We start from the raw sequence: 21,759 nt of genomic DNA on the forward strand, positions 1-21,759 counted from the left end.
GGTCCGTGGCCTGGCCATCCATGGCACTATGCGGGCTCGAACGCACAGGGGCGTGGCGTGCCTGAACTAAACACCGGTACCAAGTGCAAACGGACGCCAGGGCGCGGATGGGCCATGGTGAGTCTTCTGGTCGCGGCCCTGTGTCTGTCGACCGCGGTCGGCGCGGACGATCACGTGCGCGTGGGGCTATACGAGAACGTGCCCAAGATCGGTACGGGTGACGATGGGGCGGCAGGGGGCATGTTTGTCGAGTTGCTGGACGCCATCGCGCGGCGTGAGCACTGGCGGCTGGAGTATGTCTCGTGCGAGTGGTCGGCCTGTCTGGAGGCCCTGGAGGCTGGCGAGATCGACCTGATGCCGGATGTCGCGCTGACGCCGGAGCGGCGCGAGAGCCTCGCGTTTCACTCGATACCGGTGGCCCAGGCATGGAGCCAGGTGCTGGCGCCGGTCGATTCGGGGCTGGATCGCATCGAAGCCCTGGAAGGCCTCCGACTTGCGGTACTCGATGGATCGATTCAGTCCGACTATCTCCGCCAGTACGCACTCGACACGGGCCTGGAGTGGACCCTCGTACCCCGTGGCGATATGGAATCCGTGCTGGCGGCTGTCGCGGCGGGCGATGCCGACGCCGCGATCAGCAACAACTTCTATGCGCGGCGTCATGCACGCCAGCATTTGCTGGTGGAAACCCCCATCACCTTCGACCAGATTGGCCTTTACTACGCCGCCGCGCCGGGGCGGCAGGATGAACGACTGGAGGTGATCGACGCCTACCTCCAGCGCTGGAAGGGCGAGGCGGGTTCGCCCTATCAGCACGCGATGGAGCAGGCCCTGGAACCACCCGCCGGGGAGGGGGAAATCCCGACGTGGGCCCGGTCGGCGCTGGCGGCTGCCGCGGTGATCGCGCTTGCCCTGGGGCTGATGGCAGTCTGGTTGCGACGCACCGTGCGCGCGCAGACACGTGCCCTGCGCGAGGCCAATCAGCGTCTCGAACACCTGCTCGAGAGCGGACCGGTCGTGCTCTATCAACTCAATGCGCTGGATTTCAAGCCGCTTTGGGTAAGCGGTAACTTCGAGAGACTGTTTGGGTTTGCTCCGGCAACGGCGCTGCAACCGGGCTGGTGGGAGCGGCAAATCCACCCGGACGACCGGCCTACCGCCATGCGCGAAAACCGGCGCCTGCTGGAAGAGCGCCACATGGTCCGGGAACTGCGCCTGTTCGACGGCTGGGGCAAGCTGCGCCATATCCGCGACGAGATGCGGATCATCCCGGGGGGCAACCAGGGACAGCGCGGGGCCGAGGTGGTCGGCAGCTGGACGGATCTCACCGCGAGCATGGAGCAGAAAGAAGCGCTGCGGCAGATGGCCCACTACGACGCGCGTACAGGCCTCCCGAACCGCGTGCTGTTGCACGACCGGCTGGGACACACCCTGGAACGTGCGATGGCCGATGGTCTTGCACGCTGGGTGGTGCTGGTCGACCTGGATCGCTTCCGCAATGTAAACGAGACCCTGGGCACGTCGGCGGGCGACCGCGTGCTGGAAGGTATGGCGGAACGGCTTGGGGCGTTGCTGGGGCCGCAGGATACGGTGTCTCGCGTGGGGGCAGACGAGTTCTGCCTGATTATCGAGAACCCGCCGATGGATGGTGGCACCGAGGCCTTCCTCGAGCAGCTACTGGAAACCTTGCGCGAACCCTGCGCTATCGGTGGGCGTGCGCTGGTCACCACGGCGAGCGTCGGGTTGGCGACGTTCCCCGAACATGGCAGCACGCGTGACGAGTTGCTGACCGCCGCGGAGCTCGCAATGGCGGCCTCGCGCAGCGTCGGCGGGGATACCTGGCATGTCTACGAACCCGGAATGGGGGCGCAGACGGAACATCGCCTGTTCCTGGAGAACGACCTGCGCAGCGCGATTGCAAACGACGAACTGCTGCTCTACTTTCAGCCGCAGCTGGAGATGCAGTCGGGCCGGCTTGTGGGGATGGAGGCGCTGGTGCGCTGGCGTCATCCACAGCGCGGCATGGTATCTCCGGCGGAATTCATCCCGCTGGCGGAAGAGACCGGGATGATCCAGGCCATCGACCGCTGGGTCTTGAACGCGGCCTGTGCCCAGCTGGAGCAATGGGACCAGGAAGGCCGAGATGTGCCGGCCGTGGCGGTGAACCTCTCGGCCCGGGAGTTGCACGACGAGACGCTGGTGGCAGCAGTTCAGGATATCCTCGAACATCACGGTCTGGAGCCCGACCGGCTGGAGCTGGAACTGACCGAGACCATGATCATGGAGCAGCCGGAGCGAGCACTGGCCGTGCTGCACCGCCTGGAGACACTGGGCATCACCCTGGCCATGGATGACTTCGGTGCGGGCTATTCCAACCTCGCGCATCTGCGGCGCCTGCCGCTGCGGCGATTGAAGATCGACCAGTCACTGGTCCGGGATATTGGACATTCGCGCAATAACGAATCGATCATTCGCGCCATCATTGCCCTGGCCGACGCACTGGGGCTGGACCTGATTGCCGAGGGTGTGGAAGAGGCGGGCCAGCAAGCGTTCCTGCTGCGCGAGGGCTGTCGTTTCGGGCAGGGCTACCTGCTGGGGCGCCCGGCCCCGGCCGATAATGCCCTGCAAGGCATCGGCGCATAGCCGGCCGCGACGGAGAGGCGTCGCTCTAACCGGACTCAGGATCGGACGGTTCGACGCCCGAAGTCCGATTCCCGCTGCAACAGGTCCGCGAGCGGGGAGGGATGGCCGAACAGAAAGCCCTGCATCATCGGGCAGCCAAGACGGCGCAGATATTCCTGCTGGGCCGCGGTTTCCACGCCCTCCGCGACGATATTCATCTGCAGGCCGCGCGCCATCGATACGATCGCGTTGACGATACAGGCCTCCCCCTCGATACAGATGGTGTGGGTGAAGCTGCGATCGATCTTCAGGGTGTGGACCGGCAGCTTCTGCAGATAGCTCAGCGACGAATAACCGGTGCCAAAGTCATCCACCGCCACCTGCACGCCGGCCTCGCACAGGCGGTTGAGCTTGGCCACGGTATCGTGGGTGTCGCTCATCAACAGGCTCTCGGTGATCTCGATCTCCAGCAGCTCTGCGGGGAAGCCGGTCTCGACCAGCAATCCCAGTACGCCGTCGACAAAGTCGTCTCGCTCGATCAGCACCGGCGACAGGTTTACCGCCAGGCGCAGGTTGGGTACATGTTGATGGGCCGCGCGTATGTCGCCGAGGGCGTTGCGCAGGGTTGCGCGATCGAGGTCGATAATCAGGCGAGTGTCTTCGGCGACCGGGATGAACTCGGCCGGGCCCAGCATGCCACGATCGGGGTGATTCCAGCGAATCAACGCCTCGACACCCAGGAGTTGCCCTGTTTCGCCATCGACCTGCGGCTGGTAGAGGATGTGGAACTCTTCGCGCTCCAGGGCCTTGCGCAGGTCCTGCTCGAGCTGCAGGCGGTGTGGTGTGTTGCCATGCATCTCCGGTGCGAACAGGCGGATGCCATTCTTGCCCGTGTGCTTTTCCCGGTACATCGCGATGTCGGCATGCCGGATCAGGGCCTCTAGTGTGTCGCCCCCGTCGGGGTAGATTGCGATCCCGATGCTGGCCCCGACATACAGCTCGTGGTCACCTCCCAGGTGGAATGGCGCAGTGAGGCTTTCCAGAATCTTCTCGGCTACCTCGACTGCGGCCTCCTGGCTGCTGATATACGGGAGTAGCAGGGTGAATTCGTCGCCTCCGAAGCGCGACAGCGTATCCCCTTTGCGAATGCAGCCCAGCAGGCGCTGGGCGACGGCCTGCAGCAGGCGGTCACCAATGGTGTGCCCCAGCGAATCGTTGATGACCTTGAAGCGGTTGAGGTCGATGAACATCACGGCCAGGGGGTGACCCTGGCGCTGCGCCTGGGCAATGGCCACATCGACCCGGTCGCGGAACAGGGCGCGGTTGGGCAGCCGGGTGAGCAGGTCGTGGTAGGCCTGGAAGTTGATGAAGGCCTCCGACTCCTTGCGGTCGGTGATGTCGCGGGCGGTTCCGTAGACCAGGGTCTCGCCACCCGTATCGTCGCTGGCCGCCGTCGGCCAGACCGCGACCTCGAAATAGCGCCGGGTGCGGGCCATCTCCCGTGGCTTGAGCGCGAGTTCCACGGAGCGGATATGGGCATGGCTGCGCCCGGCCTGCTCGAAGAAATACTCCGCCTTCTCGTGGTCGTCGGCTTCGACCAGGTCCAGGACGCGGGTATCCAGCAGGTCCTGGCGGGAGTAGCCGAGCAACTCGTGGACACGGGAGTTCACGAAACGAAAACGACCTTCGCGATCCAGGATGAACACGATGTCCGGCGAGTTGTTGACGATCAGCCGGTGCAGGCGCTCGGAACGCTCCAGGCGTGCCCGCATGTGGCGGTTGGCGTCTTCCAGCTCTTTCTTGTGCAGGGCATTGCGGACGGTTGCCAGCAGTTCGTCGGGCTGATAGGGCTTTTTCAGATAGTCGGAGGCCCCGTCGCGCAGGGCGCCGGCGACATCGTCCACCGAGGTGTTGCCGCTGATGACCACCACAGGGACCGTGAGCCCTGCGGCCTGGATGAAGCGCAGTACATCACGCCCCCCCAGTTCCGGCATGCACAGATCGAGCAGCAGGAGATCGGGCGGATCCCGTCGCAGGGCCTCAATGGCGCTGCCGCCCCCCAGGGCGGTTTCCACGTTGAACTCTTGCAGTTCCAGCAGCTGGCGCACGCTTTCCAGGAGGCGCGGGTCGTCGTCGACGACGAGGATGCGAGGGGTTTGTGGTGTGTCGGGTTCGTTCATGTGCGGGTCCCGCCGTTGTCTCGCATCATCGCGGGGGCTATCCCTGTCCCGCCCCGAGGGCTCCGGTTTCGGCCTCGCGATGGGGGAGCCGAATCTCGAACTGCGTTCCTTCGCGGCCGCTGTCGCACTGGATGTGAGCGCCGATCTCGTCCGCCAGGCGCCGGACAATACTCAGGCCCAGCCCGGCGTGCCCCTCGCCCTTGTCTGATTCTACCGGGCGATAATGGGCCGCGCGGACCCCCGGAGGAAGCCCGGGACCGTCGTCGGCGACCACCAGTGCCACCACGCTGGTCCCATTGAAGCTCTCGGGGTCGCGGGTCTGCAGCCGAATGACACCCCCTGACTGCAGCGCCTCGGCGGCGTTTTTGAGCAGATTCGTCAGAATCTGGCGCACATGGTCGCTGGGGACAGACAAGGGCGGATCGCCGGGTGCAAGATCCAGTTCCAGGCGGATGCCTCGCGTGCGGCAAAGCGAGCGATCCACGATGTCGGCCACGTCCTGGACCAGTCGGTTGAGCGTGGACGGTGGCCCGTCCGCTGCCTGGTCGGGTTCCTTTAGACGGAGCAGGATGCGGCCTACGCGATCAATTTCCTCCTTGATCAGGGCCAGTTCGTGGCTGGCCTCGTGCCCATCACCCAGCTTGGTGTTCAGCACACCCAGATAATTCTGGATGATGCTGAGGGGGTTGCCCGCCTCGTGCAGAGTCTCGCGGATTCGCTCCTGTGTTGTATCGTCGGTATGCGCTTGTTCGGACGGATCGGACTGCGGGGTGCACAGTGCGCGTGCAATCTCGCGCGCCAGGGCCTGGACAAATCCGGTTCGGGGTTCCAGGGTCTGGGCACGTTTTCGGTCCAGTCCCAGGATCAGTACCCCTGCGGGCGAGGAGTTGGCATCCGCCAGCAGAGGGAAGGCCCAGATCACCTCTCCACCGCAGAGCCGGAACAGCTGCTGGTCGACGACCGGTGTGGGTGTCTCGCCGTCGAGTTCGTGCTGGCGCATCTCGCGGTCCAGCAGGGTGTCGGTCACAAGGCTCCGTCCCGGCAGCAGGGGCAGGGTGAAGTCGGGCTCGTCTTCCTCACCGAGCCAGGCGGATACCGAGGCGCCGTCGGCGTCGGTCAGGAACACCAGGCTGTGGTCGACACCCAGAGTGAGAAACAGGGTTCGCTGGGCGGCCAGACAATGCTCTCGGGGGGTCCGCGAGGCGCGCAACGCACCTGTAAGCCGTTCCAGTTCCGTGAGGTCCCGCACCCGCATCCCCAGCGCCTCGCGCGCGACCTGATCGGGATGAGGCGCTGCCTCTTTGGCGGCCTCGGGTCCCGCATCCAGTTCGATCCCCAGAGAGCCCGCGACCCGCTCGACATCCTCTTCGATGCGGTTGCGCAGTTCTCGCGTCAGGCCGTCATTGAGCCCGAACAGATCGTGGGCGGCGGCCAGGGCCGGGTCGCCGATGGCATCGGGCGGCTCGTGACCAAGGAAGCTGGCAAGATGAACAATCTTGACCAGATGATGTGCATCGCGCACTTGTGCCGTGGGCTCCAGGTGGAAACGCACGGCATCGGTAACGAACCCGTCCAAACCCCATCGGTCCAGGTGTTCGACGGCCAGCTCGGCATGGTGCTGACCGTAGGTCTCCTGTTCGCGGGAGACCAGCTCGCGCGCGTCAGCGCTGGCCTCGAGCAGAGGCCAGTAGCGGGCTTCGTCGGTGGCCAGTCGCATCAGCTTGCCGAGGTCTACCAGCAGCCCGGCCAGATACGCGTCTTCGGGCCGCGGGTGGCGTGTCAGGGAGGCAAGGACCTGGCCGAGCATGGCGGTGGTCAGCGCACGGCGCCAGATGATCCGCAGCGCGCTGGTGCGCTTGGGCTGGTAGCGGCCGAACAGCTGCTGAATCGCGGCAGTCAGCGCGAGGCTGCGCACGGTGTCCAGACCCAGGCTGAACAAGGCCCGGTCGATGGTGCGACACGGCGAGCCGCGATAGTAGAACGGGGAGTTGGCCGCCGCGAGAAGGCGCGTGGTCATACCGGTGTCGCGCAGAATGGCTCGGCTTAGGGCCTCGAAATCCGCCTCTGCTGCCTGGCCCGCATCGAGAACGGACGTCAGGGCCTGTGGCAGGCTGGGGATAGTGTCCGTTGCCGTATGCGCCGTGGCCATGCTCCTCCCCGGGACCCGATAGGGTGCCCTTGCATTGCCCCGATCCGTTGCTGGTTCGCGGCGTGTCGCCCTGGTTCCCGACTATACTGCCGGGGCTTGCGTTGCGCCAGCGATTCCAGTAGACGAGACGTTAGGCGTGCGTGAGGCCAATCCCGTGAGGCCACTTCGGAGGCAGGAAGCTTGAAGCCCATGATTGACAGGCAGTCCGGCACGACTCGGGTCCAGCCAGCTCACCCCCGTGTCCTGACGGTGACCAGTGGCAAGGGTGGCGTGGGCAAGTCCAGTATCGCGGTCAACCTCGGGATTACCCTGGCCCGGGCGGGACGCCGCGTCTGCATCCTGGATGCCGACACGGGGCTTGCCAATGTGAACATCCTGCTGGGGCTGCACCCGCAAAAGGGACTGGCCGAGGTCCTGACGGGGGCGTGTCCCGTCGAGGAGGTCCTGCTCGAAGGGCCCCATGGCCTGAAAGTCATTCCCGGTGCCTCGGGTATCCGCGATTGCGTGGAGTTGTCGGCGGCCCGGCAGCGGCGGCTGGTGACCGAACTGGCGCGGATCGAGCAGCATTTCGATGACTTGATCCTGGATACCGCCGCGGGGATTGGCGATACCACCCTGGATTTCGTCGCCGCCGGGCACCAGGTCCTGCTGGTCATTACGCCGGAGCCGACCTCGCTTACCGATGCCTTTTCGCTGCTGAAGGTCGCGCTGCGGCGGTATCCGCTCACCTGTCAGGTGGTCGTGAACATGGTGGCCGACATCAGTGAGGCGCGTGCGGTGTATCAGCGCTTCAGCGGTGCGGTGGAGAAGTATCTGAAGATCTCGGTGGGCTTTCTCGGGTTCATTCAGCGCGACGAGAGCCTGCGTGCGGCGGTGACCCTGCAACACCCCGTGGCGATGTTTTCGGAGCATGACCCGTCAGTGCGTCCGTTTCAGCGGCTGGCACAGGCGCTGAACGATCTCAACTGGGATCCCTCGAACCAGGCCTCGTTCAGCCGTTTCTGGTTCCGGCATCTACTGCGCAAACCCGCATCGACCGCGCAAGTGACGGTTGACGCCGGGTCGGATGAGGCACCGTCGGAGCCGCCGCTTGCCGAACAGGTTGGCACTTCGGGTACGGACGCCCCGGCACCGGAGTCCGGCAGTGAGGTGAAGAAGCGGTTCGAGACCCTGCGGCGGGAATTTCGTGCCCTGGCGAGCATGCTCGACGAGCCCTGTGCGCTGGCCGAGTGGATCCAGACGCTGGAGGCCGACTATCGCGATCGCTTTGGCATCCCCGCGGTAGACCCGGAGGCGCTGATCGAATGGCTACTCCAACACCCCGCGACCAGCGAAGGTGCACTCGAGCGCATCGGCGTGCGGCTGGAACAGGGGGGCTCCAGAGCGGCTGCCGCCTCCCCGGACCTTCCCGAGAACGTGGTGACGCCCGATTTTGGCCGCTACGGCCCGCTTGCCGCGAGCGAGCGCCCGATACCGATCCCGAAACCCGATGCCATACACCGGGTGGATGTGGCGGTGTTCGGTTCGCAGCAGGACCTGCTGCAGTGGCTGCGCGACTCCCGCGACGAGGGCCAGCTACTGATCGAGCAGCTGGAACGGCGCGGGGACGGCGGCCCGCCGTCCCCGACCATCCGCAATCCGAACGGCGATGATTCGACCGATCCGTCTTCCGGGCTACTTGGGCCCGAGGAGGAGCCAGGCGATCAGCCCCGCTACGGGCAGGAACAGCAGGATCAGAATCCACAGTAGCTTGACCATCGGGCCGGCCGGGCTTTGCGCGGTGCGGACGATGGCCCAGATCACGATGATCAGCCAGATCAGGCCGAGAATTCCGGTGACTTCGATACCCATGGGGGCTCCTTGTCGGCGCGAGTGCCGTGTCCGTTGAGCGTAGCACCATGGCACGCGACCGGGGGCACGGCCAATCGAAAAGCGGTGGAGTGTGTTGCGTTTCGCCGAACCGGCTATGCTGCGGAACTTTTCTCGAACCGACGATCGGTGAGCATGAAGATATGGGTAGACGCGGACGCCTGTCCCGCGGTGATCAAGGAGATTCTTTTCCGGGCGGCCAACCGCACGCAGGTGCCGCTGACCCTGGTGGCCAATCAGCCGCTGCGCACCCCGCCGTCGAAATGGATCGATTCCATTCAGGTCGGGGCTGGCTTCGACGTGGCCGACAACGAGATTGTGCGGCGCCTGGAGGCGGGTGATCTGGTGGTGACGGCCGACATACCGCTGGCGGCCGAGGCAATTGCCAAGGGCGCCCAGGCGTTGAATCCGCGGGGGGAGCTCTATACCGAGGGTACGATCCGGGAACGCCTCAGCATGCGCGACTTCATGGATACCCTGCGTTCCAGTGGCGTCGATACGGGCGGTCCCGCCGCCTTCAGTCAGGCCGACCGTCAGGCCTTCGCCAACCAGCTCGACCGCCTGCTGACCCGTCAGGCGAAAGTCCGGTAGGCGGCTCGTTCAGCGTTTCCCAAGTGGGGTCGCCAGGCCGTCGATGCTGACCGCGTTCTTTTCCGCCCAATAGCGTTCCAGACCCTCGGGGCCCTTGCGTTCGCTCCACTCGGTCAGGGTGGGGCGTGGCTGCAGCTCGCCTTCGGGCACGCCGAAGCCACAGGAGGTCTGGATGCGGTGGATCTCCACGTCGATGATCTGCCGCGTCCCCGGATGTTCCGGGAAAGCGCTGTACAGGGGTTCCCAGTCGGTATCGGTCGGGAGCACGGTTCGCCCGCGGCCGTACAACCGGAGAATCTTCGGCTTCCCGGAAAAGGCGCAGAACATCAGTGTGATGCGGCCGTTTTCGGCCAGATGGGCGGAGGTTTCGTTGCCGGATCCGGTCAGGTCGAGATAGGCCGCGCGGCGAGGCCCCAGGATGCGCAGGGTATCCAGTCCCTTGGGGGACAGGTTCACGTGCCCGTCGGCCGCGAGCGGGGCGGATCCCACGAAATAAACCGGCTGGTCGAGGATGAAGGCCGTGAGTCGTTCGTCCAGGGCAGGGAAGGTCTTGGCCATTGGCATTACCGGCTTGATCGAGGTGAATCGAGCAGTTGAAGGCATGTTTCGGTACCCTCGTGAGCGTACTACAACGTTGCCTCGGCCCGGAGATTCACATGAGACATTTGCTGCGCCCCCTGCTCCTGACGCCTGTCCTGGCGACCGCGCTTGCCGCCTGCGGCGGTGGCGAGCGTGTCTCCGAGGTGACGCTGGCCCAGTTGGCGGGGGCAGCCGCCGAATTCAACGGCGAGCTGGTGCAGACCGAGGGGGTCGTCAAACGCTTTGACGAGGACCCCGAACGCTACCACTACTGGCTGGAAGACGAGGATGTGAACCGCGTGGCGGTCGAGCCTCACGACGAGGTATCGGATCGGCTGGGCGAGCACATCCGCGTGGTCGGGCGCTTCAGCTACCACCCTGAAGAAGGTCGCCTGATCGAGATCGATCCGGCCGCAACGGCGGCCCTGGACGCGGCGCCTTAGGGAAGCATTCATCAGTGCTCTCAAAGCTTTATGATCCGCTGGGCGGAACGGTGAAGCCCAACCACAAGGCCCTGGAGGAGCGATGAGCGAGTGGATCGACGTGGCACCTGCCGACAGTATCGCGGACGGTGAACATCGCCTGGTCGAGACGGCCGGGACCGAGGTCGCGATCTTCAACCTCGATGGCGAGTTCTTCGCGGTCGAGAACCTCTGCACGCACGAGGAAGTCCCGATCGCCGATGGCGAGCTGGAGGACGACTGCATCACCTGCCCGTTGCACGAAGCGCAGTTCTGTCTGCGCACCGGCGAGGTGATGGAGCCCCCGGCGGAAGACCCGCTGACCCGCTTCCCCACACGCGTGCACGAGGGCATGGTTCAGGTCGGCTCCGAACCGCTCGACGACTGACCATCATCCAGCAGCGATTGCCCGCCGGGGGTGCAAAACGGGATCCGTAGCTGTTATACCGCTTCACGAGCTGTACACTACCCGCCTAACAGCGGGCTAACGGCCGCCATTGCGGCCGGTCGCGAAGGTGGGGCGTATGGCGGGAACGGACTCCAGGGACAAAGGAAACTACCAGGACGACACGGCGATCTGGAGCGGCCTGTCGGGGCTGTCCGAGGCGCAGCGTTCGGAGCTCGCGGCCGGTGTCGCTCCGCGTGTGGTCGATCACCTTGATCAGTGTCTGGAGTGGGTCGCGACCGAATGGAGCGCCGGACGCGTCTGGGACGACCAGGAAAGTGACGCAATCGAGTGGGCCAACCAGCTCCATGCCTACCAGTACGTACTGCGGCGCGAGTTCGAGGAGGCACTGAACCGCGACCTGCGAACCACCTCCTATCCGCCCGAATACGATTTCTCCGGCACGCGCTATGCGGGTGGTGATTCCGCGCTGCAAGTGCTTGACGACTACCAGTCCACCCGACGCTCCCTGCGGCACAAGCTCGAGGGCGTGATCCGCGAGCACAATCGCTACTCCTACTACATGTTCCAGCAGGCCGCGCGCGAGGAGCACCGCTTCGAACACCCCGGCTGGGCACCCTGGTCCCCGCTGCACTGGTACGAACGGGTGATCGAGGCTGCCGAACGTCAGTTTGGCCGCACGGCCATGACCCTGGACCTGATCCGGGCCTACGTGAAGTGCATGGGCCGCACAGGTGCCCCGATGCTGGCCTTCGTGGTCGAGACGATCGACGAGTGCGGGCTGGTGACCGAGCCGCCTCGCAGTCCGGAGGCGCACGAGTCGGAAAGCGTGCCCCAGCAACGCGCGAGCTGGGCCCACTACACTGCGGGCAGTCAGTCGCGATCCGCCTCCGAATCAACCGCCGGCGGAGACCCGGCGGCGCTGGGACTGGGGGCGGCGGGCTCCAGCGGGACACGTGAAATGCCCTCGCCGGATGCCGACCCCACCGCCTGGGCCCAGTGGGCACGCGCCCTGGTGCAGGCCCAAGGGTTGCCCGCCAGTTCGCCGCATGCGGCCGGCGTGCCGGCTGGGGCCGGGGGCGCGGGCGGTGAGCGTGTGGACCCGGAATCCGCGGAATTCTCGCGCGAGTCCTTGACCCCGTTCATCCTTGATCTGTTGCAGGGGATGTTTGATCACATCTTCCGGCAGGTCGGGTTCAACTCGCGCGTGCGTGCGGCCATTGCGGACATGCAGTTCTCGCTGGCGCGCGTGGTCATCCGAGATCTCTCGTTCTTCCGCGATCGCTCGCACCCGTTACGCCTGTGGATCGGCAGCCTGATCAACACCGGCGTGCGTGTCAGCCCGGATGACCAGGCCGAGGGCAACGACGCCATCGAGGCCTATCTGCAGCATATCCAGGAGTCGGTCAATCGGCTCCGCCACGAAGCCGACAGCATGGACCGCGAGGCCGCGCAGGCCCTGCTGGGCGACTGGCTGGCGGCGATCGAGGAGGAGGATGCGCGCTGGCAGGAGCAGCAGGATCCCCATATCGATCCACTGCGCCAGGAGGAGCGCGCGGCGCGCGCGCGGCGCAGCCTGACCATCTGCGTGCTGGAGACCGGCGCGGAGCTGCCGGAACGTTCGGCCGAACAGATCGCGGAGGCCTGGGAAGACCTGCTGGCCGCGGATGGCGACTCGGCCGAACGGCTGGATCAGGTGGTCAAGGACGTGGCCAAGGCGATCTGCAACCGCGCGACCCCGCGGGAGGTCAACCCGATGGTGCAGCGCATTGTGGCGACCGCGCGCGAGGCCGGGGTCTCCGAGGAGCGCGTGAAGGCCGTGGTGCAGCACCTGGGGCAGGCCCATCTGCAGCGCATCCGTGCCTCCGGGGACGAGCCCCGTTTCGACCCGCAGGAGCGTATCCGGGCCCGGCGCTCCGTGCGCTTCGAGGACGATGATCCGGACCTGCTGGCGGACCAGGACGATGCGTATGTCTTCGAGGCCTCGCGGGTGCAGGTCGGGGACTGGTTCGAGTTCATCGACAAGGCGACCGGCGAGACCCAGCGCATGGCGCTGGTCTGGCGCGGGGAGGCCACGCGCCGTTTCCTGTTCCTGTCGCTGGATGGCGTGACCAGCCGTCGCCACAGCCTGCAGGGCGTGGCCCACGAAATGCGCGAGGGCCGCATGCGCGCACTACCCCGAGACAACCCCCTCGACGCGATGATCCGCTAGCGCCAGCAGGGCCTTCGGGTGGGTTGTGGGAGCGGGCTCGCCCGCGAAGCCCCTGCCCGTGCCCTTATTCAGCGCACTCCCCATCCCCTGGACAGTAACGCAGCGCCAGCACGGTAATGTCATCGGCCTGTGTAGCGCCATCCGCGAAACGCTCGACGGACTCCAGCACTGCATCGACCTGCTGGCGTGCGGGCTGGGAGGCGATCTGCCCGTACAGCGCGAACAGCCGGTCCTCGTCGTACAGCGTCTGCTCTTCGTCCGCCGCCTCGGTCACCCCGTCGGTATACAGCAGCAGGGCATCGCCGGGGGCCAGCTGGACGGTGTGCACCGGATACTCCATGTCTTCCATCGCCCCCAGTACCAGCCCCGGTGGCAGCTTCAGCCAGTCGCAGGTGCCATCGGCGCGGTGGATCAACGGCGGGTTGTGGCCTGCGTTGGCAAAGCGGACCTCGCCGGTGCCCAGGTCCAGTACCCCGCACAGATAGGTCACGAACATGCCGTTGTCGTTGTTCAGGCACAGCTCGTTGTTGACTCGGGTCAGGATCTCGCCCGGGTCGCGCGGGTCCTGCTCGGCGATACCCTTGACCAGGGTCTTGGTTACGGCCATGAACAGCGCGGCCGGCACACCCTTGTCGGAGACATCGCCGACCGCGAAGAACAGGGCGTTGTGTTCGCGCAGCGGGAAGAAGTCGTAGAGATCCCCGCCAACCTCCTTGGCCGGGATCAGGCGCGCCGCGAGGTCGATGCCCACGTCCAGGTCGGACAGGTCCAGCCGCTTGGGCAGGAAGCTCATCTGGATGTTGCGCGCGATCTTCAGCTCGCTCTCCATGCGCTCCTTGGCGGCGGTGGTCGCGGTCAGGTCGTTGATGTAGTCCTTCAGCGACAGCCGCATCTCGTCCAGCGAGTGGGCGAGCTGGCCCACCTCGTCGCCGGTGCGGATCGCAGGCAGCGGGCGGTCCAGATTGCCGCGGGCGATCTCCCCGGCGCTGGTCGCCAGGCCCTTCAGCGGCCGCGTGATGCCGCGCGAAATGCCGATGATGGTCCCCAGCAGGATGAAGAAGCCGATCGCGGCGATGATCAGCACCCAGTGCATCACCCGCAGGATGTTCCCGAACAGCTCGCGCTCGGGGATGATGACGCCCACCGCCCAGTTCGCCTCGGGCAGGCGCACGTGATAGAGCCGCGCAGGCTCCTCCAGCAGGGCTTCCGGTACACGGGAGAAGCCTTCGTCGGTTTGCTGGATGCGCCGTCCGAGTTCGCGCAGTTCCGGCTCGCCCAGGGTTTCGGCCAGGCTGAACAGGCTCTCGCGCATGATCCAGTCACGCTGCGGGTAGGTGATAAAGCGCGTGCGCGGGCTGACCAGAAACGCGAAGCCGCTGTCGAAGATTTCCACCTCGTCCACGCGCGCGGTCAGGGCCGGCAGTTCGATGTCCATGGTCACGATCCCGCGCAGTTCCTCGGCGTCTTCGCGGTCGAAGAACGGGCGCGAGTAGGTGGTGATCAGGCGGTTCGGGTCGGCGGCCGATGGAAAGGGCTCGGTCCAGAAGCCGCTGCGCGTGAGCGCCGGGATCTGGTACCAGTCCCGGGTGAAGTAGTCGAAGTCGTCGCCCCCCAGGTGCATGCGCGCGATGCCGTTGGGCGTCTCGTAGGAGAACGGGCCGTAGTAGCGCTCGTCGGGGTCGGCGGCATAGGGCTCGTAGGTGACGGCGGCGCCCTGTACCGCGTCCGACTGGAGGGTCACGTCGTCCAGCACAGGAAACAGGCCATCGGGCGGAATCTGTCCTGAATTCAGGGCGCTGGCGAGGCCCTGTGCTGACCCGGCCACCTCGTTCAGTGACGAGCGAATGCGGTTGGCCGTCGCGTGGGTCAGCTCGCGTGCCTGGTCCTCGGCGTGCTCCAGCATGATATCGCGCACCATCAGGTACAGCGCGCCGGAGGAGATGAAGAAGATCGAGCCGGTTGTCAGCAGGGTGACCAGGGCAAGGCGAACGGCGAGACTCTTGCGGCCGTTCATTGCGTGAGGTCCTGGTGAAACTGCTCGTATGGCACCGGCTCCCATTCCAGGTGCCCCAGGTTGCGCATCAGACTGACGGCCAGCTGATAGTCCTGCCGATCCAGCCGCGGACCGCGGAGCGCCCCGTCTTCCAGGTACAGCGGGCGCAACGCCTCCAGCATCAGACGCTGGTGCGCCCGGTTGCTCGGCTCCCCGGCCCGGATGACGCGATCCATCACCGCATCCACTGCGGCGTCCGGGTGAGCAAATGCGTGCTCCCAGCCCCGCAGCGAGACTTCGACGAACGCGCGGATGGCGTCGGGGCGTTCGCGCAGCGTCGATTCGAGGACATAGATGCCGTCCTCGGCCAGGCCCACGCCATGATCCTCCAGCGGCATGACCTCGATCTCGTCCGGATCCAGACCGCTGAGATACAGCTCGACCAGCTCGTTGTAGCGCGTGGCGGTGGCGGCCGTGACCGCGCCGGTGCGCAATGCGGCCATCGTCGCCCCCTGGTCGACCGTCTCGGGCTGCACCCCGTAGGTGCGGAACAACGCCTCCGGCTGAAGGCTGAAGCTCGCCCAGCGCGAGACGCGCTGCCCGTCCAGGTCCTCGGGCACCAGGATCCCGGACTCCGCCAGCGATACCAGCACCAGCGATGAGTCCTGGATCAGTTGTGCTACGTTGACCACGTCTACGCCCTGTTCACGCAATTCGAGTGCCTGGGTGAGGTAGAGCAAAGCCACATCGGCCTCCTGGCGGGCCAGCGTGGCGGGGGCGGGGTGCTCCGCGCCGTGCGGGAGGATTTCCAGTTCCAGTCCGGCGTCCTGGTACCACCCCATCTCCTTGGCCAGGTAAAAGCCGGCGAACTGCGCCTGGGGGACCCAATGGGGCTGAAAGCGCAGGGTCTGCGTGTCGGCCATCGCAGTGCTGGCGCACAGAAGCAGGACAGCCGCCAGGGCGAGTACACGGCGCAGGTTGGAACCCAGACCATGGGCCGCAGAGTTGGGGAATCGTGCGTATGCAGCGTCCATGGGGAGGGAGTCGGCCGTGGGGGTCTTAGACGGCGACAGCATACCGAGGTGTTCCTGCGGGTGCATCCAGTCACGCGCGAGCCGTCAGGCGGGCGTTATTCGGGTGTCGCGGTGGCGCCAGCGAAGGGGTTGGGAGTGGCCGAGGCACCGGCGTTCGCGGTTTGCGCGTTGGCTGGAGCTGTTGTGTGTGGGGCTGGCACTGGCCACGCTCGCGCCGTTCGCGGCTGGTGCGTCCTCACCCCTGTCCGCGGCTGATATCGGCGCCCCGATCCCGATTGCGCCGCAATCGGCGCCTGATACGCTGCGCTCTGGCTGGTTCGAACGTCCCCCGTATCAGGCCGGTTCCGACAGCGCGTCCCGGGCATCCCCGACCGGGCTCGACGTGCGGGTCGCGCAGGAGGCAGTGGCCGGTGTCGGGCGGGGTGCCGAGTTCACGCCGCTTTCCTGGAACGACCAACTCGCTGCGCTGCGCCGCGGTGCGATCGATTTTGTCATCGGCACCTATTTTGATTCCGGTCGACTCGACTATGCGCATTACTCGCAGCCCTACCGTCAGGAACGTAACGCCCTCTATGTGCGCGCCGGCGAGCACGGTGACTATTCATTCCAGGACCGCGCGGCCCTGGTCCAGGCGGTTCGCGACGGAGAGTTCCGGCTGGGGGTGACAACGGGCTATGCGTACGCCTCCAGCGAGCTCGCGGACCTGGTCGCGGATCCGGGGGAGGCCGCGCGCCTGTACCCCGCCGCCGGTGACGAGGCCCATATCCAGGCGCTGATCGAGGGCCGGATCGACGGTTTTGTCGCGGACCCCGTGATTGTGGACCTGCTGTTGGCGCGGACCGATCGTGCCCGTGCGATCCAGACGCATCCGCTGGACCTGGGGACCGTTGGCGTGCGGGTGATGTTCTCCCGCGCCACGGTCCCCGCGGCGTTTGTCGAGCAGTTCAACGCGCAGTTGCAGGCGCTGGAGGACAGCCGCCGGATGGCCGCGCTGGAAGTCGAGCATGTGCTGCCCGCGTTTCTCTCGATGGCCACTAGCGAGGCCTGGTTCAATACGCTCACCCTGCTGGGGATCCTCGCTTTTTCCGCCTCCGGGCTGATCCTCGCCCGGCGCGAGCGCTACAACCTGTTCGGTGCGCTGGTGCTGGCCTCGTTGCCGGCGATCGGCGGCGGCGTGCTGCGCGATCTGCTGCTGGGCCGCGACCCGATCTTTATCTTCGAGACGCCGGAGTTTCTTCTGGTCCCGATCGTGGTCGTGGGCGTCGGCTTTGTGCTGTACAAGCTGCACGATCATGTACTGGTGCGCTGGCATGTCGTCCAGGAACTCCTGACGCGGCAGCAGGCGGGATTGGGCGGGCGTGTGGTGGGGAATCTGCAGCGTGGACTGGATGCCTGGGCGGTGGCCTCGTTCACCGTGATCGGCGTCGGGGTGGCCGTCGAGTCGCAGGCCAGCCCGTTGTGGCTCTGGGGCCCGGTAATGGCCGTGGTGACCGCCTCGTTCGGCGTGATCATGCGCGATGTGGTGCGCTCGGACTTCAACATCGACATGCTCAAGCGCGACTCCTTCGCCGAGATCTCCGTCCTGGGCGGGATTCTGTATTCGCTGATCCTGCTCTGGCCCCCGGTCGAGCTGAGCCTCGGATTCATCCTGATCGCGACCCATGCAGTGATCGTGCTGCTGTTCCTGGCGCGCCTCGGGGTTCTCTACTGGGGGCGGCCCAACCCGTTGCAGATGGGCGACCCGCATACCTTGCCGGAACGGCGCCTCGAGGCACTGGCGCGGCGCGAACCGGAGGCCTGGTCCAGTCTGACCGGCTACCTTACCGAGGATGACGAGGGGCGTGCCCGCCCGGTCGATCCCGGGGAGTTGGAACGCCTGCACAAGGACTTCGAATACCTGCTGCAGCCGGTGTTTGCCGAGCTGGGCCGGCTGGCGGGCGAGCCCCTGCTGGAGGCCGCCGCGCGGCGGCACGAGGCCCTGCGTGATCGCTTCCGGCTGGTCGCCCGCCTGGAGCAGCAGATGTATGACCACCTCCGCGCGACTGTGACGGATATGGAGACCGCGGCCGACGAGGTGGCGCTTGCCCTGGAGGGCCGCGTGCTCGAGGCCCTGCGCGGATTGCTGGATGCCGCGACCATGGCCGTGTACTCCAGGGATCGCGAAGACCTGGCCTGGCTACGCGACATGACGGCCAATCAGCGCAGCCGCTTCGATGCCCTGCGCGCCCGCTACCTCGACCCCGATCATTTCCAGCCTGGAGGTGCGCTGGACCGGGTGCTGCAGCGTACCCACCGCGTGGAGCGCATGCTCTGGATGCTGGCCGAGTACGCGGAGCGGCGGCTGGAACCAACGGTGAGCCCGGTTCAGGGTGATCGGCGTGCACTGCAGAGGCGATTCCTGCGCGCCGGTTGATCGCCTGGTCGGTGGTTTACGGAGTTGCGTCCAGCTGGCGGGTACGCAGGTGCGTGGCTCCGATCACCGCGGCCGGCACCAGTAGCAGGTTCACCAGGGGCACCATTGCCAGCAGCGTCGTTCCGGCGCCGAACGCGAGGGTCTGCAGGCGGCGCCCCCGTAGCCGCTGACGTACCGCTGCGAACTTGAGGCCGTCGTTGGCCAGCGGGACCTCCATGAACTCCACCGCCAGCACCCAGCTGCCATAAAGGAACCAGGCAGCGGGTGCGAGCAGGTTGAGTCCGGGCACGAAGGTGATGATCAGCACCGGTATCAGCAGCAGGGCGTAATACCCGAGCTTGCGCGCTGCGGTGGCCAGTGCATGTACGGATTCCGCGGTCAACGAGCGGGGGGCGGCCAGGGGCGGATGGCCCAGGCCTTCGGCCGTGCGATAGGCCAGCGGCCCGGAGAAGGGGCTTGCCACGATCGCGGCCAGGGCCACGGCGGATATCCCGATCACCAGCAGCAGGAACAGGGCGAACAGCGGCCACAGCAGCCAGGCCAGCCAGTCCAGGGTCTGCGGCAGCCAGGCGGCAAGCAGGGCATCAAAGCCCACGGCCGCGGCTGCGATCAGCGCACCCACCAGCAGGACATTGATGATCAGCGGAATGATCACGAGCCCGCGCAGGGCGGGCTCGCGGACGCGTGTCAGGCCCCGGAACGGGGCGAGGAACGCGTAAAGCGGCGAGAGGGGTCTTGTCCGCTGGTTCAGCGGCGGGCCCCGAACAACGTCAGAACCAGACCCACCGCGGCCATGATGCCGCCACCGATCAGGTACAGGCGCGTGTCGTCCGTGTAGCGCCCGGTGAAGGTCTCGTGCAGCTCTTCACCCAGGCTTTCGGTGGCGTTGTAACCCATGACCAGCAGGATGACGCCACCGACCAGCAGGGCGATTCCGAGAATACGGCTCCAGTGCATGTCTACGTCCCTTTGTTGTTGTGGTTCTCTGCCTGAATGTAGCACCGATCTCCGGCGCCGGTGGTGACCTATCCAGAGAAACGCGAGTTTCCCCGGTTGCGTAGGAGGCCAGCCCCCTGGCCGATGGGCTCTGTCCAGCATCGTATCGCGCAGGGGGCTGCGCCCCTGCACGGGTGTGTCATGCGTAGGAGGCCAGCCCCCCTGGCCGATCGCCGTTGGATTCAGCGAGAAGGCGAAAAGGACTCAAGCCCGAGGCCGATGCGCACCAGGCGCGCCGCGCCGTGTGCGGCGTCGTCGTTGTCCGCGGCTATCACCGGGATTTCCAGGATGCGCTCGCGGATGCGCGTCCAGGAGGGGTTCGCGGCACCGCCGCCGAGTGTGATCACGCGTTCCACGCGCGGCGCCCCGAGCTCCGTCAGGCGTCGATAGCCGTCGCGCTCGATGCGCGCGATGCCCTCGAACAACCCCTGGAGAAAGTGCGCGTCGTCATCCGGGCGTGGCGTAAGCCGAGGTTCCAGTTCCGGATCACTCACCGGAAAGCGCTCGCCCCGTCGGGGCAGGGGCAGGTAGTCGAGACCCGTGTCCACATCCGGGTCCATCTGCTCACTGAGCCGTTGAAGCGAGTCGTCGTCAAAGTGCTGGCGCAGTACCGCGCCGCCGCTGTTGGATGCGCCGCCGATCAGCCACTGGCCGAACAGGTGATGGCTGTAGATGCCCAGCTCGGGGGCAAACACGGGTTCCGACGATAGCTGCTTGATCACCATGGTTGAACCCAGGCTGGTGACGCCGGTGCGGTCGTCCTCAACGCCCGAGGCGAGAAAGCCGGCAATGCTGTCGGTGGTGCCGGCAATCACCCGCGAGGCCGGGTTCAGTCCCAGGTGCTGCGCCATTTCCGGGGCAACCGGTCCCAGGTTGGTTCCCGCCGGTACAACCTCCGGCAGCAGATTGGCATCCGTGGTCAGGATGTCCTCCAGCCAGTCGGGCCAACCGTGCCAGAGGGCGTCGTAGCCAAGCTTGAGGGCGTTGTTCTCGTCCATGGTGTCGAAGCGCCCGCGCAGGCGCCCGGCGATCCAGTCGGCCTGATGCAGCACTCGGCGCACCCCGGAGAGGCTCTCGTGGCGGCGCACCCACAGCAGTTTCGCGGCCGAGGAGCTGGGACTGTGAACGGCCGACCCGCCGGGCGCGACTCCGGCGAGGATCGCAGTCATGTCGGTGGCGCGGGCGTCGTTGTACATCATCGCCGGGCGCACGGGCCGGCCGTCAGTATCCAGAAACAACAGCGTGGCAGAGGTGCCGTCCACCGCGATCGCCACGGGTTCGCCCTTCAGCTGTTCCGCGGCCTCGCGCAGCAGTTCACGCACCGGGTTCCACCACTGCGTGGGGTCCTGTTCTGCGATGCCGTCGCCGTCGGCTTCTGGTTCCGGGAGATCCCGTGTGGCCGAGTACACCCGGTCGCCGTCCGGATCCACCAGCGCCAGACGGATCCCGGAAGTCCCCAGGTCGAGGCCGATCGCGTGCATGGAAATCGGCTAGAGGCCCGAATGCAGCGGGCTTCGCCCCGGGGGTGGGAGTGTGACCCGCTCCGGTGGGGTCCACCCGGGCTGGCGATGTTCGGCCACGACCGAGGTATAGATACCCCCGCGCACGTTGAAGTACGAGGTCAGACGCATGAAGCGCGGCTCGGTCGCCGCGACCAGGTCCGCCAGGATCCGGTTGGTCACCGCCTCGTGAAAGGCCCCCTCGTCACGGAACGACCACATGTAGTTCTTCAGCGACTTCAGCTCCACGCACTTCCGGTCCGCCACGTATTCCAGGTGCAGTTCGGCGAAGTCGGGCTGGCCGGTGGCTGGACACAGGCAGGTGAACTCCGGGATGCGGATATAGATCGCGAAGTCGTTTTCCGGCGCCGGGTTGTCAAAGGTGTCCAGGGTCTTGCTCGGCTGGCTGGGCATCTACGCCTCTCTTCGTTGAATGAATGGTCCCGCAGTTGACTGTGCCACCGTAGATACCGTCTTGCCCTACGGGGTGCAAGGGGTTTCATGGCGGGCTTGATACGGGGTTTGGGATTTGAGCACACCGAAGGCGATGTGCAGGAGTTTGCGCATAGCCGCCCCGATCGCCGACATCTTGGCCTTGCCGCGTGTCAGCAGACGTTGATGCTGGTGTCGCACGTCCGGGTTGTACCGGGTCGCCACCACCGCCGCCATGTAGAGCGCCTTGCGCAGTCGGCTGGAACCGATCTTCGCCAACCGCGAGGGCCGCCGGACCGTGGTCCCCGATTCTTCCAGGACCG

Annotated in this window: 18 protein-coding genes; 7 read left to right on the plus strand and 11 right to left on the minus strand. The window is 66.3% G+C overall.

The window, feature by feature from the left end; all coding sequences use genetic code 11:
- Positions 1 to 114: 114 nt before the first annotated feature.
- Positions 115 to 2,643: an EAL domain-containing protein gene (locus tag F813_RS0112700; RefSeq protein ID WP_017926846.1), complete on the plus strand. Its 2,529-nt coding sequence runs from the start codon at positions 115 to 117 to the stop codon at positions 2,641 to 2,643.
- 35 nt (positions 2,644 to 2,678) lie between these two features.
- Here the strand turns inward: F813_RS0112700 and F813_RS0112705 are convergent, their stop codons facing one another.
- Both F813_RS0112705 and F813_RS0112710 read right to left on the minus strand, forming a co-directional pair.
- Positions 2,679 to 4,802, minus strand: a complete 2,124-nt coding sequence (locus F813_RS0112705) for an EAL domain-containing protein (protein ID WP_017926847.1) — start codon at positions 4,800 to 4,802, stop codon at positions 2,679 to 2,681.
- A gap of 37 nt (positions 4,803 to 4,839) precedes the next feature.
- The gene (locus tag F813_RS0112710; RefSeq protein ID WP_017926848.1) at positions 4,840 to 6,951 is read right to left on the minus strand and encodes an HDOD domain-containing protein; all 2,112 of its coding nucleotides are present in this window, start codon (positions 6,949 to 6,951) and stop codon (positions 4,840 to 4,842) included.
- Between the two features lie 189 nt (positions 6,952 to 7,140).
- Here F813_RS0112710 and F813_RS0112715 point away from each other — a divergent pair, with 189 nt between their 5' ends.
- Positions 7,141 to 8,700, plus strand: a complete 1,560-nt coding sequence (locus tag F813_RS0112715) for a MinD/ParA family protein (protein WP_017926849.1) — start codon at positions 7,141 to 7,143, stop codon at positions 8,698 to 8,700.
- Here F813_RS0112715 and F813_RS14225 read toward each other — a convergent pair.
- Complete coding sequence (locus F813_RS14225; RefSeq protein WP_012982968.1) at positions 8,626 to 8,802, minus strand: PLDc N-terminal domain-containing protein; 177 nt, start codon at positions 8,800 to 8,802, stop codon at positions 8,626 to 8,628. The two genes, F813_RS0112715 and F813_RS14225, sit on opposite strands and share 75 nt — an antisense overlap.
- A 153-nt stretch (positions 8,803 to 8,955) precedes the next feature.
- Between F813_RS14225 and F813_RS0112720 the strand changes: the two genes are divergently transcribed.
- A complete protein-coding gene (locus tag F813_RS0112720; protein WP_017926850.1) occupies positions 8,956 to 9,411 on the plus strand; it encodes a YaiI/YqxD family protein in 456 nt (151 codons plus the stop codon).
- 9 nt (positions 9,412 to 9,420) lie between these two features.
- Here F813_RS0112720 and F813_RS0112725 read toward each other — a convergent pair whose 3' ends face one another.
- Positions 9,421 to 9,969 carry a pyridoxamine 5'-phosphate oxidase family protein gene (locus tag F813_RS0112725; RefSeq protein ID WP_017926851.1) on the minus strand — a complete coding sequence of 183 codons (549 nt, stop codon included), beginning with the start codon at positions 9,967 to 9,969 and terminating at the stop codon, positions 9,421 to 9,423.
- A 98-nt stretch (positions 9,970 to 10,067) separates the two neighbouring features.
- Here F813_RS0112725 and F813_RS0112730 point away from each other — a divergent pair, with 98 nt between their 5' ends.
- The 3 genes from F813_RS0112730 to F813_RS0112740 all read left to right on the plus strand — a co-directional run bounded on the left by F813_RS0112730 (position 10,068) and on the right by F813_RS0112740 (position 13,069).
- A complete protein-coding gene (locus F813_RS0112730; protein WP_017926852.1) occupies positions 10,068 to 10,433 on the plus strand; it encodes a hypothetical protein in 366 nt (121 codons plus the stop codon).
- Between the two features lie 82 nt (positions 10,434 to 10,515).
- Entirely contained in the window at positions 10,516 to 10,839 is a 324-nt protein-coding gene (locus F813_RS0112735) for a non-heme iron oxygenase ferredoxin subunit (protein WP_017926853.1), read from the plus strand.
- A gap of 136 nt (positions 10,840 to 10,975) precedes the next feature.
- Positions 10,976 to 13,069 carry a DUF1631 family protein gene (locus tag F813_RS0112740; protein WP_017926854.1) on the plus strand — a complete coding sequence of 698 codons (2,094 nt, stop codon included), beginning with the start codon at positions 10,976 to 10,978 and terminating at the stop codon, positions 13,067 to 13,069.
- A gap of 64 nt (positions 13,070 to 13,133) precedes the next feature.
- On the opposite strand, the gene F813_RS0112745 is transcribed toward F813_RS0112740, so the two are convergent.
- Positions 13,134 to 15,083: a SpoIIE family protein phosphatase gene (locus F813_RS0112745; RefSeq protein ID WP_017926855.1), complete on the minus strand. Its 1,950-nt coding sequence runs from the start codon at positions 15,081 to 15,083 to the stop codon at positions 13,134 to 13,136.
- On the minus strand, positions 15,080 to 16,039 hold the full coding sequence (locus F813_RS0112750) for an ABC transporter substrate-binding protein (RefSeq protein WP_026148289.1): 960 nt from the start codon (positions 16,037 to 16,039) through the stop codon (positions 15,080 to 15,082). The genes F813_RS0112745 and F813_RS0112750 overlap by 4 nt, the downstream gene beginning before the upstream one ends.
- A gap of 244 nt (positions 16,040 to 16,283) precedes the next feature.
- On the opposite strand from F813_RS0112750, the gene F813_RS0112755 reads away from it, so the two are divergent.
- Entirely contained in the window at positions 16,284 to 18,509 is a 2,226-nt protein-coding gene (locus F813_RS0112755) for a TRIC cation channel family protein (RefSeq protein WP_017926857.1), read from the plus strand.
- A 16-nt stretch (positions 18,510 to 18,525) separates the two neighbouring features.
- On the opposite strand, the gene cysZ is transcribed toward F813_RS0112755, so the two are convergent.
- The 5 genes from cysZ to F813_RS0112780 form a co-directional block, all read right to left on the minus strand.
- Positions 18,526 to 19,200 carry a sulfate transporter CysZ gene (gene cysZ / locus F813_RS0112760; RefSeq protein WP_049772236.1) on the minus strand — a complete coding sequence of 225 codons (675 nt, stop codon included), beginning with the start codon at positions 19,198 to 19,200 and terminating at the stop codon, positions 18,526 to 18,528.
- 56 nt (positions 19,201 to 19,256) lie between these two features.
- Entirely contained in the window at positions 19,257 to 19,466 is a 210-nt protein-coding gene (locus tag F813_RS0112765) for a DUF3185 family protein (protein ID WP_012982958.1), read from the minus strand.
- Between the two features lie 221 nt (positions 19,467 to 19,687).
- Positions 19,688 to 20,986, minus strand: coding sequence for an FGGY-family carbohydrate kinase (locus F813_RS0112770; RefSeq protein ID WP_017926858.1), 1,299 nt, complete (start codon positions 20,984 to 20,986; stop codon positions 19,688 to 19,690).
- Between the two features lie 9 nt (positions 20,987 to 20,995).
- Positions 20,996 to 21,418, minus strand: a complete 423-nt coding sequence (queF, locus tag F813_RS0112775) for a preQ(1) synthase (RefSeq protein WP_012982956.1) — start codon at positions 21,416 to 21,418, stop codon at positions 20,996 to 20,998.
- A 66-nt stretch (positions 21,419 to 21,484) separates the two neighbouring features.
- Positions 21,485 to 21,759, minus strand: a 275-nt coding sequence (locus F813_RS0112780) for a transposase (protein ID WP_026148227.1), incomplete at its 5' end; no start/stop codon positions are given.

It is taken from the genome of Thioalkalivibrio sp. HL-Eb18, from assembly GCF_000364985.1.
In the GTDB taxonomy this organism is placed as follows: Bacteria; Pseudomonadota; Gammaproteobacteria; order Ectothiorhodospirales; family Ectothiorhodospiraceae; genus Thioalkalivibrio.